The sequence below is a fragment of the Actinomycetota bacterium genome, assembly GCA_018334075.1.
In the GTDB taxonomy this organism is placed as follows: Bacteria; Actinomycetota; Coriobacteriia; order Anaerosomatales; family UBA912; genus JAGXSC01.
Map to the genome: position 1 here is coordinate 1 of JAGXSC010000047.1, position 21,038 is coordinate 21,038.

Sequence of the window (21,038 nt, forward strand, 5' to 3'; positions counted from 1 at the left end):
CTGCCGATGGGGCTCGCGTCGCCCGTAGGCGTTCTTGCCGAGGACGTTACCTGGCTCGACCGCTTGCGTCATCTTGTCTTGCCCGCGCTCACGCTGAGCATCATCGGTGTGGCGCCCATCGCGCTGCACACCCGGCAGAAACTCATCGACGTGCTCGCGAGTGATTACGCCCTGTTCGCGCGTGCCAGGGGTGAGTCTGAGACCGGCATCATCATCCGGCACGGATTGCGCAATGTCGCGCTACCCGCTCTGACTTTACAGTTCGCGAGCTTTAGCGAGCTTTTTGGCGGCGCCGTCCTTGCCGAGCAGGTCTTTTCTTACCCTGGAATCGGCCAGGCGACGGTACAAGCCGGCCTTCATGGAGACGTGCCGCTCCTGCTTGGCGCCGTCATCTTCAGTACGCTGTTTGTCTTCGCGGGCAATCTTATCGCCGATCTGCTCTACCGCGTGGTCGACCCGCGTACCCAGGCGGAGGCACCTGCATGAACGGAGCAGGCGCTCAGGCGCGACCACGCGCCACACTCATGCCGAGCGCCCGTCGCGCGTTCAGCGGGCGCCAGCACGCGTTTCTGACCGCCACACTCGCCGCGCTCGCGCTTCTTGCGATTGTCGCTGCCGGGACGTTGTTGCCTGACTCGCGGTTGGCGACCGATCTCGCCGCGAGGAACCAGGCGCCTTCGCTCTCGAACCCTTTCGGCACCGACTGGCTCGGCCGCGACATGCTCACGCGCACTGCTCAAGGGCTTATGACAAGTCTTTTGCTCGGCGCGGCAGCGGCAAGCTTCAGCGCGCTTCTTGCGCTCGCGCTCGGCGCGGCGGCGGCCACGCTGGGCAAGACGGTCGACGTCGCCGTCTCATGGCTCATCGACCTTTTCCTCAGCGTGCCGCACCTCGTCTTGCTGATCCTCATCTCGTTCGCATTCGGGGGGGGCGCTCGCGGGGTGGCCATCGGCATCGTGCTGACGCACTGGCCCACGCTCGCCCGGGTCATACGCGCCGAGATTCTCGCGCTGCGGGGCTCGGAGTTCATCCGGGTCTCGCGCCGGCTCGGCAGATCGAACCTGCACATCGCCACCGGCCACATGTTACCGCACGTGCTCCCGCAGTTTCTCGTCGGGCTCGTCTTGCTCTTCCCGCACGCCATCCTGCACGAGGCGGCGGTCACCTTCCTCGGCTTCGGCCTCCCGCCTCACGAACCCGCCGTCGGCATTATCCTCGCCGAGGCCATGATGCACCTGTCCACCGGTCGCTGGTGGCTTGCCTTGCTCCCCGGACTCGCGTTGCTCGTGGTAGTTCGGGCATTTGATCTCCTCGGCGATAATGTCCGCGCGCTCCTTGACCCCAAGACGGCCCATGAGTGACCTTCTCGACATCGTTGACGTCTCAATCTCGTTTACGCGCTATGAGACAGGCTTACGCCGTCGGACGCTGCAGGTGATCAGCGGACTTTCGGTGGATGTCCGCCGAGGAGAGGTACTAGCGGTGATCGGCGCGAGCGGCTCGGGAAAGAGCCTGCTCGCCCACGCCATCCTCGGTATCCTGCCTGGCAACGCGGAGGTGCGCGGCGGCATGCTGTTCGGCGGCGAGGAGCTCACCCCCGAACGTCAGCGACAAGCGCGCGGGCGTGAGATCGCGCTCGTCCCGCAGGCTGTCACGTATCTCGATCCGCTCATGCGGGTGGGACCGCAGGTCCGCTGGGGCGTGCCGGAAAACGGCAACGGTAGCCGGACCGAGGCGCAGCGGCGTCTTTTCGCGCGCTATGGACTGACGCCTGAAGTCGAGCGCTCGTTCCCGGCACAGCTCTCCGGCGGTATGACGCGCCGTGTGCTGCTTTCGACCGCGGTCATCTCCGGCGCCTCGCTCATCATCGCCGACGAGCCTACACCGGGGCTTCACCCCGAAGCGCTCGCGGAGACGATGCGGCACCTGCGTGAGATGGCCGACGAGGGCAAAGGCGTCATGCTAATCACGCACGACATCGAGACCGCTATCGGCATCGCCGACAGAATCGCGGTCTTCTACTCAGGAACTACCGTGGAAGTTTGCCCGGCGAACGATTTCGCGTCGGACGGCGAGGTTCTCCGCCATCCGTACACACGCGCTCTCTGGCGCGCGCTTCCGCGCAATGGCCTTGCGCTTGTCGCTGGTGCTCAGCCATCCTACGATGACATGCCGGACGGCTGCGCCTTCCGCGCGCGATGCGACTGCGCGACGAGCGCATGCGCCGCCACGCGTCCCGCGCTTCGTGGCGTGCGAGGCGGGATGGTGGCGTGCATCCATGCTGCTTGAGGCTGACGGCATCGGATTTCGCTATGGCGCGGGCCCGTGGGTCTTCCGAGGGCTTGACATCGCCGTTGACGCCGGCGAGGTGGTGGGGCTGCTCGGGCCGAGCGGGTGCGGCAAGACCACGGTCGCGCGCGTGCTCGCCGGGCACGAGCGTCCGCGCGAAGGCCGGGTGCTCTTCGACGGCGCCCTGCTTCCGCGCTCCGGATACTGCCCGGTGCAGCTCGTCTCGCAGCACCCCGAGCACGCGGTGAACCCCCGGTGGCGAATGCGCGAGGTCGCGAGCGAGGGCTGGCGCGTCGACGAGGGCACGATGGAGATGCTCGGCATACAAGCCGAGTGGCTGGAGCGCTACTCGAACGAGCTTTCCGGCGGCGAGCTCCAGCGCTTCTGCGTGGCGCGCGCCCTCTCGCCACGCACCCGGGTCCTCATCGCGGACGAGATGACGACGATGCTCGATGCAATCACCCAGGCGCAGCTTTGGCGCGCCGTGCGCGAGACCGTGGACCGCCGCGGCCTAGGCGTGCTCGTCGTCAGTCATGAGCGCTCGCTCATTTACGCGCTGTGCGATCGGGTGGTAATTGTGTAGAATGTGGGTGAAATTGAATAGCTGGCTTAGCACCTTTCTAGTGAGTGCAACCGAACGGAGGATTGCCCGTGAGAAAGATTAGAAAACTGCTGGCGCTCAAGGTTAGCCTGGCGCTTGCACTAGTAATGCTGCTGGTATTTGCTGGCTGCGCCCCCCAGCCCGAGGAGCCCGCTGAAGTTCCTCAGGAAATTCAAAAGGGCGGCACCATGAGCTTCTTTATCAGTGAACCGGCGTTCATTGATCCGTTCAACTTGCAGGAGACCGAGGGAACACAGGTCGGTCAGGCGCTCTTCGACAGCCTTGTGACCTTCGATCCGATGACCTCCGAGGTAAAGCCTGCCGCTGCGGAGAGCTGGGAATCCAACGCTGACGCGACGGTGTGGACATTCCGTCTGGTGCCGGGCGCCAAGTTTCACAACGGCCGCGAGGTAACCGCCCAGGACTTCAAGTACGCCTGGGAGCGCATCGCCAATCCTGAGAACCAGTCGGAGATCGGCTATCACCTCTCGGCGGTGAAGGGTTTTGACGAGATGCAAGCCGATGCGGCTACCGAGCTTGCTGGTGTCAGAGCTGTCGACGATACGACCCTGGAGGTCACACTCAGCTACTCTTTCGCTGACTTTGAGTATGTCGTGGGGCATCCAGCGTTGGCTCCCGTTCCCCAAGAAGAGGTTGAGAAGGATCCGGCGGCGTTCGGTGAGATGCCTATCGGTAACGGCCCCTTCAAGATGAGTGAGCCATGGGCCCGCGACCAGTACATCAAAGTGGAGAGGTTCGCTGACTACTACGGTACCGCTCCCAACATCGACGGGATTGAGTTTAGGATTCTGGCCGATCAGGACACGGCATTCCTTGAGTTTCAAGCCGGGAACCTTGACTTCGTGCAGATACCTGCCGGACAGATAGAGGCTGTGGTAGGGCAGCATGGCGAAAGCCCTGATGGCTACACGGTCAACCCGGGTGAGCAGGTTATCCTCGGCACCGAACTGGGTGTCTACTATCTGTTGATGAACAACACCGATGACGTGCTGCAAAACCCGAAGGTGCGCCAGGCGCTGTCGCTTGCGATCGACCGTCAGGCCATCTGTGACATCTTGTTCGAGGGAACTCGCGTTCCGGCGACCGGAATCGTTCCCAGGGGAATAGTGGGCTTCCAGGAGGATGCCTGGGAGTTCTCCAGGTATGACGTCGAGGCCGCCAAGGCGCTGCTCGCCGAGGCCGGTCATCCAAACGGCGAGGGCATTCCCACGATCGTCCTTGAGTACAATACCGGTGCAGGCCACGAGGAGATATTGCAGCTTGTCCAAAACGACCTCACAGCGCTTGGCATCGAAAGTGAACTGAGGGGCATGGAGTGGGCGCAGTATCTGGACAGGCTCACGGAACAAACCTACCAGATAGCCCGTCTCGGCTGGATCGCTGATTACCCGATCATGGACAACTTCCTCTACCCGCTCTTCAAGAGCGGCAGCGGAGACAACTTCGCCGGCTATGCCAACGCTCAGGTCGACGAGATGCTGACCGCGGCTCGCAAGACGGTTGATGATCAGGAAAGAGTTGAGCTGTACCAGGAGATTGAAACCAAGATCGGCGCGGACGCTCCTGTCATTCCCTTGATGTACTACAGCCACACGAGAGTGGCGTCGGACAGGGTTATGAACGGTGTCTTCAGCCCGAAGGGACTCTTTGACTTCCAGAGCGTTTGGCTAAGGCAGTAGATCGTTTCGTGGTAGGGTGATGTAACGCCGACGAGTGCCGGGGTGCCTATTCGGGCGCTCCGGCACCGTTGTTTAGACCTTCGGCCAGCAACTGCCAGATAAGGAAAGTTGATGCTCAAGTACGTCCTCCGGCGTCTGCTTCAGATGATTCCGGTATTTCTGGGTGTGACATTGTTGTTGTTTATGCTGCGGGCGCCGGGAATACTGCCTGGCGATCCTGTCAGGATGATCACCGGAGAACGCCCCATCTCCGAAGCGCTGCGCGCCCAGATAGTCGAAAAGCACGGCCTCGATCAGCCGCTTCACACGCAGTACTGGATGTATGTCACGAATCTTGTGCAGGGCGATCTCGGTGAGTCGTATCAAAGAGGCCGTCCGGTCGTCGATATATTCGCCGAGAAGTTTCCCAACACGCTACGATTAGCCCTGGCGGCAATCATAATCGAGATACTGATCGGAATCTCAGCTGGAATCATTTCCGCCGTGCGACAATACTCGTTTTGGGATGTCTTCGTTACGCTGTCGACATCGGTGTTGGTCTCGGTGCCCGTCTTCTGGTTAGGCATGCTCCTGCAGATATTCTTCGGGATCCAGATGAAAGAGTGGACCAACGAGACTTTCTTTCTCCCCATCTCAGGGATGTCTTCCGCACAATTTCCCGACTGGGCTCATGTCATATTGCCCGCGCTCACGCTGGCATCGGTCTCCACTGCGTATGTGGCGCGAATCATGCGAAGCCAGATGCTTGAAGCGCTCGGACAGGACTATATCCGAACCGCGTACGCCAAAGGACTCTCGCGCCGGGCCGTCACATTTCGCCACGCGCTCAAAAACGCGATGATCCCGGTTGTCACCTTCGTCGGCATAGACTTTGGCGCGATGATGGGAGGCGCGATACTCACCGAGACCGTGTTTTCCTGGCCGGGAGTCGGCCGAGAGATATTCCTTGCCGTCGGTCAGCGGGATTGGCCTGTGGTCATGGGAGGCGTGATCATCGTCGTTATCATCGTGATGGTCATCAATCTGCTCGTGGACTTGAGCTATGCCGCGCTGAATCCTCGGATTCGATACGGGGGTGAGGCAAAATGACCACCGCCGAGATGACCACCGGCAAGGTAGCCGACGGAGCAGGGCGGACCCTTTGGGGGGACGCCTGGCGTCGCCTTCGAAAGAACAGGCTCGCGATATTGGGTCTCAGCTGGATCTTAGTCGTGGTGCTCATGGCGGTGACCGCCGATCTATGGGTGCCTCACATGTTCGCGGATCCACTGAAGATAGACACGACACCTGGAGCGAGCTTGCAATCTCCTTCGCTAGAGCATCCGTTCGGGACCGATAAACTGGGCCGGGACGTGTTCTCGCGAGTTATTTATGGCGCGAGGGTATCGCTTATGGTCGGCATAATAGCGGTGTCGATCTCTCTGTTGATAGGAGTGGTGCTCGGCGCCATATCGGGATATTTCGGGGGACTTGCCGATACGATTGTCATGCGCTCGGCTGATGTGTTCTTTGCTTTTCCCTACATTCTTTTTGCGATAGCGCTGATCGCGGTTCTCGGACCCAGTTATCAAAACGTGTTTATAGCCATTGGTATTCTGGGATGGCCGGGTATCGCCCGGGTCTTTCGAAGTTCGATACTCTCCGTAAAGCAAAACGAGTATGTGGAGGCGGCCCGCGCAATGGGAGCCTCGCATGTGAGGATACTTTTCAGGCATATCATGCCCAACGCGATCGCCCCCATCATCGTTTACGCGACGATGAGCATCGGCGGAGCGATCATTACCGAGGCTGCTCTTTCATTTCTTGGAATGGGAGTCCAGCCACCAACTCCTTCGTGGGGGCTTATGCTGTCGGACGCCAGAGCGCTGATGTTCAGCGCTCCGTGGCTTACCATCTGGCCCGGCTTCGCGATATTGACCACAGTGCTCGCATTCGTGTTGATGGGCGACGGCCTTCGTGACGCCCTTGATGTGAAGATGAAGGACTGAAGATGCCTAAACTTTTAGAGGTCAGGGAGTTGGCCACACACTTTTTCACCCGCGACGGCATTGTGCGGGCCGTTGACGGAGTGTCGTTTTCTCTGGATCCCGGCCAAACACTGGCTGTGGTAGGCGAGTCCGGCTCGGGAAAATCCGTGACCGCACTTTCGCTCATGCGACTTGTGGCTGAACCTGCTGGTCGCATCGTCTCGGGCGAGGCTCTCTATAATGGCGTAGATATCCTGAAGATGAGCGACTCGCAGGTACGGGAGTTTCGAGGAGACCGCATGGCTATGATCTTCCAAGATCCCATGACGTCTCTGAATCCCGTGTATAAGGTCGGCCGTCAGGTGGGCGAGACGCTCATGATTCACAAGGGGATGAGCCGCAAAGACTCCATAAAGCGGGCGATTGAGCTGCTCGAAATGGTCGGCATCCCGAATGCGAGCGAACGTGCCGGCAACTATCCCCATCAGTTTTCCGGCGGCATGCGGCAACGGGCGATGATCGCGATGGCGCTCGCGTGCGATCCGGACATTCTGATCGCCGATGAGCCGACAACAGCACTCGATGTGACTATTCAAGCTCAGATTCTTGAGCTTATGACTGAGATGCAGCGGCGGACAGGCGCCGCGATCATCATGATCACGCACGATCTCGGCGTAGTTGCGGATGTCGCTGATGAAGTGATGGTGATGTACGCGGGCAAGCAGGTGGAGTACGGTAAATCTGCTGAAGTATTCTATCGCCCCAAACACCCTTACACGTGGGGGCTTCTCGACAGCATTCCGAGGCACGATGTGAGCGAGAAGGACGCTCTTTTGCCCATAACGGGCCATCCGCCGAGCCTCATCAACGTTCCTTCCGGGTGCGCGTTTCATCCAAGATGTCCGTACGCCGCCGATATATGCCGGACACAGGTTCCTTCACTTATTGACTGCGGGAACGGGCACCTGGCCGCATGTCACTTTGCTGGAGCTCGCGAATTTATACGGGGCGTCGATCCCGCTAAATGGAAAGCGGCTTAAAAGCATGGCCGAGATCCTTAGAGTGGAAAAATTGTACAAGCACTACCCTGTTGAGCAGGGGGTATTGGGTTCGCGCTTGGGCCGCAAAGTACATGCGGTGGATGATATCTCCTTTACCATAGATGAGGGAGAGACACTCGGGCTTGTCGGCGAGTCGGGTTGCGGCAAATCCACCGCCGGCCGATGCGTCACGCGCTTGCTCGATGCCACCTCCGGATCGATAGAGTTCAGGGGAGTCGACATCGGCGCTTTGCGGGGAAGTGCGCTCAAGGCGTTTCGACGTGACGTGCAGATAATCTTTCAGGATCCATATGCATCGCTAAATCCGCGCATGACAATCGGCGAGATAGTCCGAGAGCCACTTTCGATTCACGCTATCGGGACCTTGGAGGAGCGTCGAAAGCGTGTTCGGGAGCTCCTCGATACCGTCGGCTTGAACCCGGAGCACGCGAACAGGTATCCGCACGAGTTTTCCGGCGGACAGAGGCAGCGCGTGGGAATCGCCAGGGCATTGGCGCTCAACCCATCGCTTATCGTCTGCGATGAGCCTGTTTCGGCCCTGGACGTCTCGATCCAGGCGCAGATCATAAACCTGCTCGAGGAGTTGCAGGTCGCCTTCGGCCTGACCTATCTTTTCATCGCCCATGATCTGTCTGTCGTTCGTCACATTTCTGATAGAATCGCGGTGATGTACTTGGGCAAGATTGTTGAGATAGGGGATTGGAGGGGGGTCTATGATCGTCCGCACCATCCGTACACTCAATCTCTGTTGTCAGCCGCGCCGTTGCCGGATCCCGATGCGCAAAGGGACCGCGGGCGCATCGTTTTACAGGGAGACGTCCCAAGTCCTATCGACCCGCCATCAGGGTGCCGATTTCATACTCGCTGCCCTATTGCCCAGATGCCAATATGCGCCGAGCAAGTGCCTGAGCTTCGTGAGGCGGCCCCCGGGCACCATGTCGCTTGTCACTTCGCAAAGCCGTTTCCAATTCAAGTCACCACTGCCGGCGACTGATCATTCGATGGAATGGATTGCTGAACATGCGGCCTGATCCTGTTGAAAGAATTGACCAGCGTGCGGTTATCGTTTGGAGAATAAGCGGCGCACTGGCCGCACTGCCAGCTTTAGTGGTGGTAGCTGCGGTTGCATTGCTAACAGTATTTGAGATTATCCCCTGGTTTATTGCCGTTCTTGCCGCACTGCTCTTTCCGGTGTATGCGATCGTCACTATTGGAGTAGCGCCAAAAGTTCGCTGGATGAGATGGCGCTATGAGGTGCTCGATGATGAGATCTACCTGAAGTTCGGTCTGCTGGTCCAAACCCGCGTTGTGATTCCAATGTCAAAGGTGCAGCACGTCGACTCCAAGGCCGGGCCCTTGCTGAGAGCCTTCGGACTCGCAAGCGTGACAGTGGTAACAGCGGGCGAATCGCATGAGATCCCGGCGCTCTCCAACGAAGTGGCGGACAGGTTGCGCGACCTTATCGCAGCGCGTGCCGGGATGATCGAAGATGTGGTCTGAGCCTCGTCGGGCACATCCGGCGGGGGTGATCACCCACGTGCTCCAGAGCTTTCGCTCTGGGCCGGGCTCTTTGCTTGTGGGAACCCTTCTCCCCGTGAGCGTGATACTTACTTTCGACCGGATTCCGCTTGGGCTTCTCGTGCTGCTTGTGATTGCGCTTTTGATCGTCAGCGCTTTAGCCATAATTTTTATCAGTTACCTTCGTTGGCTCAGGTTTTCCTTCATGATCGATGGGGACGTCTTCTTCGTCGAGCAAGGTATATTGTTCCGCCGGACCACTCGCTTGAGCGGTCAGAGGATACAGGCGATAGACACACAGGCCAACATCATATTCAGGCTGCTCGGGTTTGTAGTGCTAAACATTCATACCGCCGGAAAGAGTGCCGCGGCAGAGGTTTCAATCCCAGCACTTTCAATCGTGGACGCCGAGGCGTTGACTCAGGCATTGAGAGCACTGAAAACCGCCTCGCGACCCGATATTTCTCAAGCTAGTGGCGAGGAGGAGTCCGATCTTGATGCAGAAGCGCCCAAGTCCGATGCAGAAGCGACGCCACCTCCAGCCCCGGAGCCTTCGACGGTGTGGATTCTCAGTGATCGAAATCTGGCTATTCTAGCCGCTACCTCAGAGTTTATTTCGCCCTTTCTGCAGTTGACCGGATCGGTTGTTGCATTGCTGGTTGTGGGAAGCGACTTCCTTGGGGTATCGGGAGCTATCTTAGACAGAGTCTTGCTACTTGCCATCGTCCCGGCACTTCTTGTTACCTGGTTTGCGACGGCAGTCTCGGCTGCCTTGCGTTACTGGGAGTTTTCAGTTACGCGAAAAGGGGAGGAGCTGCGGGTCGAAAAGGGCCTACTTCATCGCTCGACTCGCACCGTGCCCTTCGGCCGGATACAGGGAGTGCGTCTGGTCGAGTCCATTTTGGGACAGCTGATCGGTAGATTCATGGTTAGTGTAGATAGCGCGGGAGTGGCAGGGGGTGAGACGGGGGGCAGGGAGACACCAGGCGACCTCGGCGGACCTACAGTCTTGCATCCTCTCCTCGACCATCAGGAGGTAAGGCTGTTCTTCGAGAAAATGTTGCCCGGATATACAATGCCTCGAATAAAAAAGCTTCCGCGCCGTTCTCTGTTGCTATATTTGTTGCGCGGGACTCTCTTGCCACTGATGATTGCCGTGCCCATTGCGATAGTGCTGCCTTACGGCTGGCTGGCACTCGCGGCTCCTGTTATCCTAGGCGCCTTCTCGGTGCTCGCGCATCATGACGCAGGTTTAGGGACGGACGACGCGACGCTTGTTATTCGACGCCGAAGGATCCAGCGGACTACAGTGCTGATAAGGCGCCACCGAATTCAGGCGCTCAGCGTATCCCAGGGTCCTTTGCAAAGAATGCTAGGGGTTGCTTCAGTCCGCGTCACTATCGCCTCATCGTCGCTGATACCAATCTTTAACGTGCGCGACATCGATCAGGCCGACGCGTGGAAACTTATCGAGTGGGTGCGATTCAGATCACCTTAGGTTATCCTGCGTAATCAGAAATCGGTAGGATTTCATCGGTGATTTAGTGTTTTGCTGGTACCTTTAAATGATAGAGACGAGGAGTCGCGAGAAGATGCGCACTGAGGACTTCGATTATGACTTGCCCAGCGGCCTTATAGCGCAAGAGCCGGCGGAGCCACGCGATTCTTGCCGCCTGCTTGTACTCGATCGCAACAGCGGTCAGATCGACCATCGGATCTTCAGGGAGTTGCCTGAGTATCTGTCCAAGGGCGATGTCTTGGTCGTCAATGACACGAGGGTGATGCCCGCACGCCTCAAAGGCGTCAAGGAGGAGACAGGCGGCGCGGTTGAGGTGCTCTTGCTCCGTGAGCGTTACGAAAACACCTGGGAGTGCCTGGTCAAACCAGGCCGCAGGGTTATGCCCGGCGCGAGAATGATATTCGGCGATGGGATGATGCGCGCCCTTGTGGTAGACAGGCTGGAAGATTCCGGCGGTCGGCTGGTCCGCTTTTCTCCCGAGAAGGGTCTCGCTTTCAAGGATGTTGTCAACAAGATAGGCGAGATGCCCCTGCCGCCGTATATAACTCGCCCGCTCGATGACCCGTCGACCTACCAGACGGTATACGCACGCGAGGCGAGAAGCGCCGCGGCTCCGACGGCGGGATTGCACTTCACAGAGGAGCTTCTCCAGCGAATAGAGTCGATGGGAGTGCGTATAGCCCGCGTTGAGCTAGATGTCGGCATCGACACTTTCCGGCCGGTAACCGAGGATGATCCGCACGAGCACTCGATCCACAAGGAGTATTTCAGGGTAGGCCCGTTAGCCGCCGAGGTAATCAACACCGCGAGAGGCAAAGGCGGCAAGGTCGTTGCGGTCGGCACCACTTCGGCGAGAACTCTCGAAAGCGCATGGGACGCGGAGGCAGGCGAAATCGTACCTCAGGCCCGCGAGACCGACCTGTACATCTTGCCGGGGTATCGCTTCCAGGCCATCGATGCTCTGGTCACGAACTTTCACACTCCGCGCTCGACGCTGCTGATGATGATAAGCGCGTTCGCCGGCCGTGAAGTGGTTCTTGGGGCTTACGAGGAAGCAATTAGCCGAGGATACCGGATGCTTTCCTTCGGCGACGCCATGCTAATCAGGTGAGCTAAACGGCGCCCACCAGGTCCAGTTTTGGGAGCCGGCCATAGGGTCGCCGGTTGGCGGTTCTGGAGCGATCGCAAAGCCTTCCGCCGGTGTCTTGCCCACAGGAACGAAGATCTGAGCCCCGCGGTCATCGGTTCCGGCACTCTCGAAGACAGGCGAGCCGTCCGGGCTTTCCGGCGTCGTGAACTCGGTAGGCAGGGTAGGCCAGACGCCAAACATGTCGATTGGCGAGGATCGCAGCGCGTAGAGGTTTCGGTCGAGCGTGCGGGTGACAAGCCTTGCCTCGTAGGCACCGTCCTCGGCGGCGACGAACAAGATCGTATTGTCCTCGCTTGAGATGTGTACGCCTCGAGCCGCGATCTGTTCCGATCCAAGATCACTCATAATCGTCTCGGTTGGATCACCCGCGGGAGGTCGCGCGCGGCGCTCGTCTACCTCGTAGACAAATCCGTTGAAGACGATGAATCTCCCGCCATTGGCAGGCGCCTGTGCACGCTCAGGTTGAATTTCGGCAGGCTCGCCGTTTGCCGGTGGGACGACAGGCTGATCGTAGAACATATCGGCTTGAAGTGTCGTCGCGTTTTCCGCCACTGGCGTCGGCGGCTCAAGGAGATAGTTCACGCCGACGATCGTTCCGGCCGCCGCGATAACGACGATGGAGGCAGCCGCTCCTACCCAGGCTAAAGCGCCTTTCCCCTGCAGTATTCGCTGCGCCTCGCCAACCCATCCTGGGCTGATGTCTTTCGTTGTACTCCCGCCGCCGACATCTCTGGCGGCGATCCCGTCGCTTGCATCTCCGGCGGCGATCCCGTCGCTTGCATCTCCGGCGGCTGATTGCTCCTGCGCGGCCGAAGCAGACGTGGCGATCTCTCTGATCGCGGCGACGGTGGCGGCAACAGCGCTTTCAGTCGGCTGAGGCCCAGAAAGATTGCGGATACTCGCGAGTCCCCTGACAAAGCTCGTGCACGAAGCACACTCGGAGCAGTGCGCTTTCGCCAACCGGACGTCCTCGGCGGAAAGCACCTCGCCGTCGGAGGCCGCGGAGACGATCTCTTGCGCTTTTATGCATTCGGGGCTGTTCATGATCGGTCTTTCGTAAGTCCCAGGACGGACAGTAGCGTTCGGCGTGCTCTAAAAACACGCGATTTGACGGTGCCTACCGGCACATTTAGCGCATCGGCAGCCTCAGCGTAGTTCATGCCGAAAAGCGTTACCGCCGAGAGAGCCTCGCGATCCTCGGGTGAAAGCGCCCGCATCGCGTCTTCGAGCGTGACGCTCTCTATCACTCCGGGCGCATGGTCGGCCTCGACAAGCGCAAGCATATCGACCGGATCGACAGGAAGCGGTCGTCTTTTCGCCGAGCGCAGCATGTCCAGGCACGTGGTGCGCGTCACCCTGAAGAGCCACGTGGAAAACGCCGACTGGCCGTTGAATCCGGCAAGCGAGCGGTACACCTTGATAAACACCTCCTGCAAAACGTCCTCGGCAGCTTGCTTCTCGCCAAAAAACCGCATCGCGTGAGCGTAAACCGCCGAGGAGTGGGCCCGGACGAGGGACTCGAAAGCGTCAATGTCGCCTGTCTGAGCAGCCTCGACCAGCTTCGTCTCTTCGAGGCGGTCCAAGGTCATCGGGGTCCTTTCGTATATGTCAGACGTAACTCGAGAAAGGTTGGTTCGAATATCGGCAAAATTATCACTTCTGCTGAGTGTAAGGATACCGCAGTTGTGATCTCCTGCTACTATGTGCCAATGACCTCGTTTCAATTCACGGTGCATGCCGCCGATACAAGCACTTTTGCGCGCAGCGGAACACTTTTGACCCCACACGGGCCGGTGCAGACACCGGTTTTTATGCCCGTAGGCACAAAGGCGACTGTCAAGGGTGTGACGACTCCGCAGTTAGCCGATTTAGGTGCGCAGGTACTTCTGGCCAACGCCTATCACCTCTATCTTCGGCCGGGACTCGAGATAGTTGAAGGCGCGGGCGGCTTGCATACGTTCATGAACTGGAAGGGACCCATCCTTACCGACTCCGGAGGCTTTCAGGTGTTTTCGATCGCCGATACGCTGGAGGTCGATGACGACGGTGTTACCTTCCGCAGCATCGTTGATGGCACTTTGCACAGGTGGACCCCCGAGGACAACATGCGCGTTCAGGAGCGTCTCGGCGCGGATATCATCATGCAGCTCGATCAGTGCCCGCCGTATCCGGCAACAGAAAGCCTGGTTGAAACTGCCGTCAGGCGAAGTCTGGAGTGGGCGCAGAGATGCAAGTTGGCTCATAGCCGAGACGATCAGGCCCTCTTCGGTATCGTGCAGGGCGGCGTCTTCCGGCATCTGCGTGAAGAGAGTGCGTCGCGCCTCGTTCAGATCGGGTTTCCCGGTTACGGCATCGGAGGGTATTCGGTGGGCGAGCCGCACGATCTCATGCTTGATTCTCTCGCGCCACTTCACGGCATTCTGCCCAAAGACAAACCGCGTTACCTGATGGGGGTCGGGAGTCCGACCTCTATGCTCCAGGCTATCGGTTTAGGTATCGACATGTTCGATTGCGTTTTGCCGACGCGAACGGCAAGGACAGGCACGGCATTCTCCTCGACCGGGAGAATGAATCTCAGGAACGCGAAGTACAAAAGTGATTTCGGCCCGCTGGACCCGCAGTGCGCATGTCCGACTTGCGAGGGATATTCAAGGGCTTACCTGCGGCACCTCGTTCTTTCAAAGGAGATGCTCGGCTCGATACTCCTTTCCATTCACAACCTGGCGTTTCTGACGAATCTCACTGTCGAGGCGCGCGCGGCCATAGAGCGCGGCGAGTATGGTGCATTTTTGCAGCGATGGCTCGAAGGCCCCGGTGCGGATGATTATTAATTTCTCGGCTCAGATTTGCCCATAGTGAGTTTTCGGTAGTGTATTATGGCAACCGCAAACATTGACTGATTGTCCGGAGGTCTAACAAGTGCAAGGAACTATAAGCATCATATACATTGTTATCTTGATCGCCGCGTTCTATCTGCTTATCATCCGGCCGCAACAGGTCAGGAACAAGCAGATGCGCGAGCTGATAGCTTCGCTTTCCGAGGGCGATCGCGTGGTCACGATCGGTGGACTTCGAGGCACCGTCGTAACCTTGAAAGACGAGACTGTCGTCCTGAGGGTCCTTGATGGCTCTGAGCTCGAGTTCGAAAAAGCTGCGATCGCCAAGATCCTGGTAGACATTCCTCCCCTCGGCGAGTCCTCAAATGACGATCCCGGTAAGAAATAATGGCATGTGATTAGCGGGTATCTAGTCAAGCTGACTTATTCACGGAAGAGACGGCAATGAATCTAAGGCAGTTCAACGCCCTTGCGGTTGTAATCGTGATCGTTCTGGTCGCGGTTTCGTGGTACCTGTTTTGGCCTGCGGATGAAAAGATAACCCAGGGGCTGGACATACAGGGTGGGCTTTCTGTGATTTTGACAGCACAGGAGACGACCGCGACACCCGTTACCGATGCTGTAATGGACCGCGCGGAGTTTATCGTGCGCAACAGGGTCGACAGGCTCGGTGCCGCCGAGGCCTCGATCCAGCGTCAAGGCGCCTCGTCGATACTCGTGCAGTTGCCGGGAATCGGTAATGCCGAGGAGGCCCTTGCTGTGCTCGGCGCTACAGGGCAGCTTGAGATTCGTGACGTGCCGAGTGTCGATGCAACCGGAGCTCCAGTGCTCGGCGAGGTTCTGCTGAGAGGTGATGTTATCACCGGCGCCTCTATCAGCACGGACCAGTTTGGCAACTATTCGGTCGATGTGTCTTTTAGTCCAGAAGGTACGCAAAGATGGGCGGAGATCACCACTGCGCGGGTTGGGCGTCAGATCGCGATTGTGCTCGATGGCGTGGTCCAGTCCGCTCCTGTGGTGCAAGAGCCGATACTGGGCGGGCAGACATCCATCACCGGGGACTTTACTGTCGAAGAAGCGACGCAGCTTCGGACTGTGCTCGAAACAGGCGCTTTGCCCGTGACACTTGAGTTTTCCGAGGCCAGAGCTGTCGGTCCGACTCTCGGACAGGAATCTTTGGATCGTGGGCTCTATGCCATTCTGGCCGGACTGGCCATGGTCAGCATATATCTTCTCGCTTTCTATCGCCTGCTCGGTGTGTTGTCACTGCTCTCTCTCTTTGTCTTCGCCTCGATTTTCCTCGCCGTCCTTGCCGTGCTCTCGACCCTTGGCTGGTTTGCCCTCTCGTTACCCGGAATCGCTGGGGTTGTGCTGACCATCGGATTGGCGGCCGACTCGTCGATATTGATGAACGAGCGCTTCAAGGAAGAGGTCGCCTCAGGCAAGACGATCCGCAGCGCCGCCAAGTCTTCCACCCGGCACGCGATTGGCACTTCAGTCGACGCCGATCTGGTCACCATGGTCTCGGCGCTCGTCCTTTACCTTGTCGCCATCGGGCCGGTCCGCGGTTTCGCACTGACGCTCATGATAGGAATACTGTGTGACCTGATCGGAATGTTCCTGCTCAAGCGCCCTCTCATCATGATTCTCGCCGAGAATGTGATGGCAAAAGCGCCACGCTGGTTCGCCTTACCGAAGGGAAGCACCAATGCCTAAGATCAACTTTTTGGGCAACATGAAGATATACGCGATTATCTCGGCATTGCTTCTGTCTGTCTCGATCGGTGCGCTTGCGATAAGCGGCCTTACCTTTGGCGTAGAGTTCCGGGGCGGTACCGTAGTCAACATTGCTACAGACAAGGTTCTTCAGGCCGATCAGGTCAGGTCAGCTTTTGCCGATGCCGGGCTCGAAGACACCACGGTGCAACCCGTGGTCGATGGTGGGTTCATTGTTCGTTCCGGCGAGCGGGATCCAGATCAGGCAAACCGCGCTTTTGCCGAGGCGGCTGCTGTTCTCGGGCTCGATCGGGGAGAGGGTATGATCACCACGATAGGCCCGGGGTGGGGTGCGAGCGTGACAAACGCGGCGCTGCTGGCGCTTGTATTGTCCATCGCGGCCATACTTCTTTATGTCTCACTTCGCTTTGAGTACAAGATGTCGGTTACCGCGGTAATCGCCCTCTTTCACGACATCATTATCGTTCTTGGGATATATTCGCTCGCCGGCAGGGAGGTCACGCCGAATACCATCGCCGCGCTGCTCACCATCATGGGTTACTCACTCTACGACACGGTCGTTGTCTTCCATCGAATGAAGGAAAACACCACCGCCTTGGTGGGTACCACTTTTACCCGGATGGCTAATACCTCGATCAATCAGGTGCTTGTAAGGACGATAAACACATCGGTCACATCGGTGATACCCGTCCTTGCGCTTCTGCTCTTTGGCGGCGAAACCCTGATGGACTTCGCATTCGCGCTAACCGTCGGACTTCTCATCGGCACCTACTCTTCGATAGGTGTGGCAAGCCCAATTTACGTGCTTTGGAAAGAGCGTGAACCTAAGTTTCGTGCGCTTGCCAAAAGGTATGTGCAGGCGTCGTAGGACGCATTGCGCTTCTGCGAAGTGAACATGTGGTCAGTAAGGGAGATAGAGCTAGGACTTGCAGAAGAGCTCTCAAAGATAACGGGACTTTCTGTGGTGCTCTGTCAAATCCTGGCAGGACGCGGAGTTACCACTCCGGATGCGATACAAAGGTTCATAGAGCCCGATCTCTCTCGCGACTGGCTTGATCCGCTCCTGATCCCCGGCATGGAAGATGGCGCCCGCCGAATCGCTTCTGCGATAGCTCGCAAGGAGCGGATCGTGGTTTTCGGTGACTTCGATCTGGATGGCATCTCTTCAGCGGCGCTTCTCGCGCGCGGCCTTGTTGCATATGGCGCCGATGTCGAGGTCACGGTGCCTAACCGTTTTGTCGAGGGTTATGGATTGTCGGCTGCAAGTATCGAGCGTGTCCTTTCGCTGCACCCTGCCCTCATCGTTACTGTCGATTGTGGTGTTTCGGCTTCCGCCGAGGTCGCCCGGATCCGTGCCGCTGGCGTAGACGTGGTTGTATCGGATCACCATGAGCCAGGGGATGATGTTCCATCAGGCATCCCGGTGGTAAACCCAAAACTTGATCCTGCGTGCGAGTCATTCTCCCTTGCGGGCGCGGGCGTGGCGCTAAAGCTTTTGCAGGCGGTTGGCCTGCTCATCGGTGATGAGATCACATGGCGAACACTGACTGATCTTGCGGCACTCGGCACGGTCGCAGACGTCGTGCCGCTTGTCGGGGAAAACCGCGCACTGGTGGCCGATGGCATCGAGAGGATGCGCACCTCGCCGAGCCCAGGGCTGTTGGCACTAAGCGCTGTCGCCGGTGTCAAGACCGACGTCATGAGGTCGCAGGAGATATCGTATTCCTTGTCGCCGAGACTGAACGCCGCGGGCCGCATGGGCGATCCGGAGGTTGCACTGGCCTTGTTGATGAGTGACGACCCTGACGAGTGCGCCAGGCTCGCGAGCATCCTCGACGGGCAGAATCTCGCTCGCCAAGCTGTCGAGCAGCAGATGCATGAAGAGGCACTGGCTCTGGCGGAGCGCCACTATCGTCGTGGTGATCGGGCGCTGGTGCTTGCTAGTGAGGGTTGGCACGAGGGCGTCAAGGGGATCGTGGCTTCTCGGCTATCCGGCATCTACGGCGTGCCGAGTGTGCTTTTCGCACTCAAAGAGGGTGTTGCCAGCGGATCTGGAAGATCGGTCGGCTCCATCGACCTTCACGCTGCGGTCTCAGCGTGCTCTCATCTGGCCGAGCGCTTTGGGGGGCACGCGGCTGCGGTGGGGGTCACACTGGCGTCTGAGGCCGTTGACGGATTTCGCGAGTGCCTTCTCGGGCATCTCGCAGCCCTGCCCGAAGAGCAGTTTGTTATCGAGCGTACGTGCGACGCCGCCATAACCCTCGAGCAAGCCTCGGTCGATCTCGGCGAGGAGCTTTTGCTGCTCGAGCCATTCGGGCACGGCAACCCTGCGCCGCTCTTCTCGGCCAACGGAGTGTTCATGTCCTCGCGAAAGAGGGTTGGCAAGACCGCAAATCACCTCCGCTTCACCGCTTTTGATGGGGTGACGAGCATCGAGGCTATAGCGTTTCGCTGCCGAGACATCGAGAGGCTCTCAGAGACCGAAGTGCCCGTGAACCTTCTTTTCGAGCTAGGGGTTGACTCATGGCGGGGGCGTCACCGGACTCAGTTGCTCGTTCGCGAGCTCGAGCTTCGACCGGTCTCTGATTACGCACCAGCGAAAGAGCTCGTCGAGGAGTTGTTCTTGCGCGCGGACGATACGATCGTCCGGGAAGAGTACTGCGGCATAGCGGATGCTGACTCGTTTCACACGAAGCTTGCTGGGGTCACTTTCGAGGGCAGGCAAAGCGCGATCGAGCACGTGCGCCCGGGAATGTCTCTGGCGATGCGGCGACAGCCCGACAACCCGTACGACACCAACGCAATCGCCCTGTTCGACGCTCACGGCCACCAGGCAGGCTTTCTCAACCGCAGGCTGGCCGCTGTCCTCGCGCCCGCTATTGACGCTGGCGTCGAATACGATGTGGAGATCACAGACGTCACCGGCGGTGAGGACGGTCGGTTCTTTGGGGTAAATGTGCTCGTAACCCGCAGAGGCAACTCGTGCGACCAGGAGATAGCATCCAACGATATCGCCCAATTCGAGCAGCTTCGCCTGCTATCCGCCGAGGAGCTGCGGCGCACGCTGATAGCCGAGTTTATCGGCGATAGGGAGCTTCTCGAAGCGCAGCGCACGACGCTGGAAGCCTTAGAGCGCGGCGAGCGATGCCTTACCGTCATGGCGACCGGGCGTGGAAAGTCACTCATCTTTCACTTGCACGCCGCGATGCTCGCCCTGCGCGAGCAGTTGTCGTCGGTGTTTATCTTCCCGCTGAGGGCGCTAGTATCGGACCAGCACTATCACCTGTCCGAGGCGTTTGCGCGAATAGGGCTCTCTGTCACGACCCTGACAGGCGAGACTCCGCCCGCGCAGCGAGACGAGGCGTTTGCCGCTCTTGCCGCCGGAAAGATCTCGGTGGTGCTCACCACGCCCGAGTTTTTCGTGCACCATGCCGAAAGGTTCGCCTCGGCAAACAGCGTGGGCTTTGTCGTTGTCGACGAGGCGCACCACATAGGCGCCGCCACCCAGGCGCGCCGGCCGGCTTACCTTCGGCTGAATGAAGCTATAGAGAAGATCGGCGATCCGACCCGGGTGCTCGCAGTCACCGCCACCGCCTCGGAGAAGACCGCGCTTGCCATTCGCGAGACCTTGAAAGTCTCGACCGTCATTTGCGACCCTGCGATTCGAGATAACCTGGTCATGGAGGATCGGCGCGACATCAAGGACAAGGACGGCTATCTCGCTGCGCTTGTCACACACGGCGAGAAGGCGATCGTCTACACGAGCTCGCGGGAGCAGACGGTCCGGGTAGCTCGAATGCTGCGAAAGCGCGTGCCCGAAGCCGGGTTTCGCGTGGCTTTCTACAATGGCGGCCTGGGTAAGGCGGCGCGTCGTGCCGTCGAGCGCGCTTTCAGGGACGATGAGCTCTCGGTTGTTGTGGCGACAAGCGCGTTTGGCGAGGGAGTGAATATTGCCGGCATCCGCAATGTCGTGCTCTACAATCTGCCCTTCAACGAGGTCGAGTTCAATCAGATGTCCGGCCGTGCGGGTCGTGATGGGGCGCTTGCGCGAGTGCACTTACTCTTCGGCAAACAAGACGGGCGCATCAATGAGCTGATTCTTTCGGCGGGAGCGCCTGGCAGGGAAGAGATGGCCGCGTGTTATCTCGCCCTCAAGGAGGAACAGCAGGCCTGCGGCGAGGGCTTCGAGATGACCAATGCTGAGCTTGCCGCCCGCGTGGCTGCCCGCATGAGGGCATCGGGCGTCAACGACAAGGCGGCGTCCACCGCAATAGGCGTCTTTCGCGAGCTTGGCCTCGTCACAACCGAGGGGCACGGCCCGTACCGCAGGATCACGGTTGTAACTCCTGCACCCGCCAAGCTCGAGCTGACACAATCGGTGCGTTACGCCGAAGGGCTTCGTGAGATCGAGGAGTTCGAGCTTTTCCGCCAGTGGGCGCTTGGCGCTTCTCCGCTCGATTTGCTTGCGCGGGTCAATCAACCTATCCTTCCATCAACACACTAAACGGCAGGGCAGGGAGTATGCCAGCAACGATAGCGGACATAGAGAAGCATCTCCAGCAGTACCTCCCCGACGCCGATCTCTCGGCTCTGGAAGACGCGTACGAGTTTGCTCGTGATGCTCACGAGGGCCAGGCTCGCAAATCCGGCGAGCCGTTT

At 59.1% G+C, this 21,038-nt stretch carries 19 protein-coding genes; 17 read left to right on the plus strand and 2 right to left on the minus strand.

Features of this window, described 5'->3' with window-relative positions; all coding sequences use genetic code 11:
- The 12 genes from KGZ89_06645 to queA form a co-directional block, all read left to right on the plus strand.
- On the plus strand, positions 1–486 hold a 486-nt coding region (locus tag KGZ89_06645; protein ID MBS3974523.1), incomplete at its 5' end, for an ABC transporter permease.
- A 38-nt stretch (positions 487–524) separates the two neighbouring features.
- Positions 525–1,361, plus strand: a complete 837-nt coding sequence (locus tag KGZ89_06650) for an ABC transporter permease (protein ID MBS3974524.1) — start codon at positions 525–527, stop codon at positions 1,359–1,361.
- The gene (locus KGZ89_06655) at positions 1,354–2,289 is read left to right on the plus strand and encodes an ABC transporter ATP-binding protein (protein MBS3974525.1); all 936 of its coding nucleotides are present in this window, start codon (positions 1,354–1,356) and stop codon (positions 2,287–2,289) included. Before KGZ89_06650 ends, KGZ89_06655 begins: the two co-directional genes overlap by 8 nt.
- Positions 2,279–2,872, plus strand: coding sequence for an ATP-binding cassette domain-containing protein (locus KGZ89_06660; protein ID MBS3974526.1), 594 nt, complete (start codon positions 2,279–2,281; stop codon positions 2,870–2,872). Before KGZ89_06655 ends, KGZ89_06660 begins: the two co-directional genes overlap by 11 nt.
- Before the next feature lie 68 nt (positions 2,873–2,940).
- Positions 2,941–4,590, plus strand: coding sequence for an ABC transporter substrate-binding protein (locus KGZ89_06665; protein ID MBS3974527.1), 1,650 nt, complete (start codon positions 2,941–2,943; stop codon positions 4,588–4,590).
- 111 nt (positions 4,591–4,701) lie between these two features.
- Positions 4,702–5,679: an ABC transporter permease gene (locus KGZ89_06670; protein MBS3974528.1), complete on the plus strand. Its 978-nt coding sequence runs from the start codon at positions 4,702–4,704 to the stop codon at positions 5,677–5,679.
- The gene (locus KGZ89_06675; protein MBS3974529.1) at positions 5,676–6,578 is read left to right on the plus strand and encodes an ABC transporter permease; all 903 of its coding nucleotides are present in this window, start codon (positions 5,676–5,678) and stop codon (positions 6,576–6,578) included. Before KGZ89_06670 ends, KGZ89_06675 begins: the two co-directional genes overlap by 4 nt.
- 2 nt (positions 6,579–6,580) lie before the next feature.
- Complete coding sequence (locus KGZ89_06680; GenBank protein MBS3974530.1) at positions 6,581–7,597, plus strand: ABC transporter ATP-binding protein; 1,017 nt, start codon at positions 6,581–6,583, stop codon at positions 7,595–7,597.
- A 4-nt stretch (positions 7,598–7,601) separates the two neighbouring features.
- Positions 7,602–8,612 carry an ABC transporter ATP-binding protein gene (locus tag KGZ89_06685; GenBank protein MBS3974531.1) on the plus strand — a complete coding sequence of 337 codons (1,011 nt, stop codon included), beginning with the start codon at positions 7,602–7,604 and terminating at the stop codon, positions 8,610–8,612.
- Between the two features lie 26 nt (positions 8,613–8,638).
- Positions 8,639–9,118 (plus strand): PH domain-containing protein, encoded by a 480-nt coding sequence (locus KGZ89_06690; protein ID MBS3974532.1) that lies wholly within the window; start codon positions 8,639–8,641, stop codon positions 9,116–9,118.
- Positions 9,119–9,212: 94 nt separating this feature from the next.
- Positions 9,213–10,634: a PH domain-containing protein gene (locus KGZ89_06695; GenBank protein ID MBS3974533.1), complete on the plus strand. Its 1,422-nt coding sequence runs from the start codon at positions 9,213–9,215 to the stop codon at positions 10,632–10,634.
- A gap of 94 nt (positions 10,635–10,728) precedes the next feature.
- Positions 10,729–11,766 (plus strand): tRNA preQ1(34) S-adenosylmethionine ribosyltransferase-isomerase QueA, encoded by a 1,038-nt coding sequence (queA, locus tag KGZ89_06700; protein MBS3974534.1) that lies wholly within the window; start codon positions 10,729–10,731, stop codon positions 11,764–11,766.
- Here the strand turns inward: queA and KGZ89_06705 are convergent.
- Positions 11,755–12,849, minus strand: a complete 1,095-nt coding sequence (locus tag KGZ89_06705; protein ID MBS3974535.1) for a hypothetical protein — start codon at positions 12,847–12,849, stop codon at positions 11,755–11,757. The two genes, queA and KGZ89_06705, sit on opposite strands and share 12 nt — an antisense overlap.
- Entirely contained in the window at positions 12,846–13,394 is a 549-nt protein-coding gene (locus KGZ89_06710) for an RNA polymerase sigma factor (protein MBS3974536.1), read from the minus strand. The genes KGZ89_06705 and KGZ89_06710 overlap by 4 nt, the downstream gene beginning before the upstream one ends.
- 120 nt (positions 13,395–13,514) lie before the next feature.
- On the opposite strand from KGZ89_06710, the gene tgt reads away from it, so the two are divergent.
- From tgt to recJ, 5 genes are all read left to right on the plus strand, one after another.
- Positions 13,515–14,636 carry a tRNA guanosine(34) transglycosylase Tgt gene (gene tgt / locus KGZ89_06715; GenBank protein MBS3974537.1) on the plus strand — a complete coding sequence of 374 codons (1,122 nt, stop codon included), beginning with the start codon at positions 13,515–13,517 and terminating at the stop codon, positions 14,634–14,636.
- Positions 14,637–14,724: 88 nt separating this feature from the next.
- Positions 14,725–15,030 carry a preprotein translocase subunit YajC gene (gene yajC, locus KGZ89_06720; protein ID MBS3974538.1) on the plus strand — a complete coding sequence of 102 codons (306 nt, stop codon included), beginning with the start codon at positions 14,725–14,727 and terminating at the stop codon, positions 15,028–15,030.
- 56 nt (positions 15,031–15,086) lie between these two features.
- Positions 15,087–16,358: a protein translocase subunit SecD gene (gene secD / locus KGZ89_06725; GenBank protein MBS3974539.1), complete on the plus strand. Its 1,272-nt coding sequence runs from the start codon at positions 15,087–15,089 to the stop codon at positions 16,356–16,358.
- Complete coding sequence (secF, locus tag KGZ89_06730; GenBank protein MBS3974540.1) at positions 16,351–17,247, plus strand: protein translocase subunit SecF; 897 nt, start codon at positions 16,351–16,353, stop codon at positions 17,245–17,247. The genes secD and secF overlap by 8 nt, the downstream gene beginning before the upstream one ends.
- Positions 17,248–17,268: 21 nt before the next feature.
- Positions 17,269–20,883 (plus strand): single-stranded-DNA-specific exonuclease RecJ, encoded by a 3,615-nt coding sequence (gene recJ, locus KGZ89_06735; protein ID MBS3974541.1) that lies wholly within the window; start codon positions 17,269–17,271, stop codon positions 20,881–20,883.
- Positions 20,884–21,038 lie beyond the last annotated feature (155 nt).

What these genes read in the sequence shown, in the direction of transcription:
- KGZ89_06650 (MBS3974524.1), top strand. Translation starts at nt 525, where the DNA reads ATGCCGAGCGCCCGTCGCGCGTTCAGCGGGCGCCAGCACGCGTTTCTG.
- KGZ89_06655 (MBS3974525.1), top strand. Translation starts at nt 1,354, where the DNA reads ATGAGTGACCTTCTCGACATCGTTGACGTCTCAATCTCGTTTACGCGC.
- KGZ89_06660 (MBS3974526.1), top strand. Translation starts at nt 2,279, where the DNA reads ATGCTGCTTGAGGCTGACGGCATCGGATTTCGCTATGGCGCGGGCCCG.
- KGZ89_06670 (MBS3974528.1), top strand. Translation starts at nt 4,702, where the DNA reads ATGCTCAAGTACGTCCTCCGGCGTCTGCTTCAGATGATTCCGGTATTT.
- KGZ89_06675 (MBS3974529.1), top strand. Translation starts at nt 5,676, where the DNA reads ATGACCACCGCCGAGATGACCACCGGCAAGGTAGCCGACGGAGCAGGG.
- KGZ89_06680 (MBS3974530.1), top strand. Translation starts at nt 6,581, where the DNA reads ATGCCTAAACTTTTAGAGGTCAGGGAGTTGGCCACACACTTTTTCACC.
- KGZ89_06685 (MBS3974531.1), top strand. Translation starts at nt 7,602, where the DNA reads ATGGCCGAGATCCTTAGAGTGGAAAAATTGTACAAGCACTACCCTGTT.
- KGZ89_06690 (MBS3974532.1), top strand. Translation starts at nt 8,639, where the DNA reads ATGCGGCCTGATCCTGTTGAAAGAATTGACCAGCGTGCGGTTATCGTT.
- queA (MBS3974534.1), top strand. Translation starts at nt 10,729, where the DNA reads ATGCGCACTGAGGACTTCGATTATGACTTGCCCAGCGGCCTTATAGCG.
- KGZ89_06705 (MBS3974535.1), bottom strand. Translation starts at nt 12,849, where the DNA reads ATGAACAGCCCCGAATGCATAAAAGCGCAAGAGATCGTCTCCGCGGCC.
- KGZ89_06710 (MBS3974536.1), bottom strand. Translation starts at nt 13,394, where the DNA reads ATGACCTTGGACCGCCTCGAAGAGACGAAGCTGGTCGAGGCTGCTCAG.
- tgt (MBS3974537.1), top strand. Translation starts at nt 13,515, where the DNA reads ATGACCTCGTTTCAATTCACGGTGCATGCCGCCGATACAAGCACTTTT.
- secD (MBS3974539.1), top strand. Translation starts at nt 15,087, where the DNA reads ATGAATCTAAGGCAGTTCAACGCCCTTGCGGTTGTAATCGTGATCGTT.
- secF (MBS3974540.1), top strand. Translation starts at nt 16,351, where the DNA reads ATGCCTAAGATCAACTTTTTGGGCAACATGAAGATATACGCGATTATC.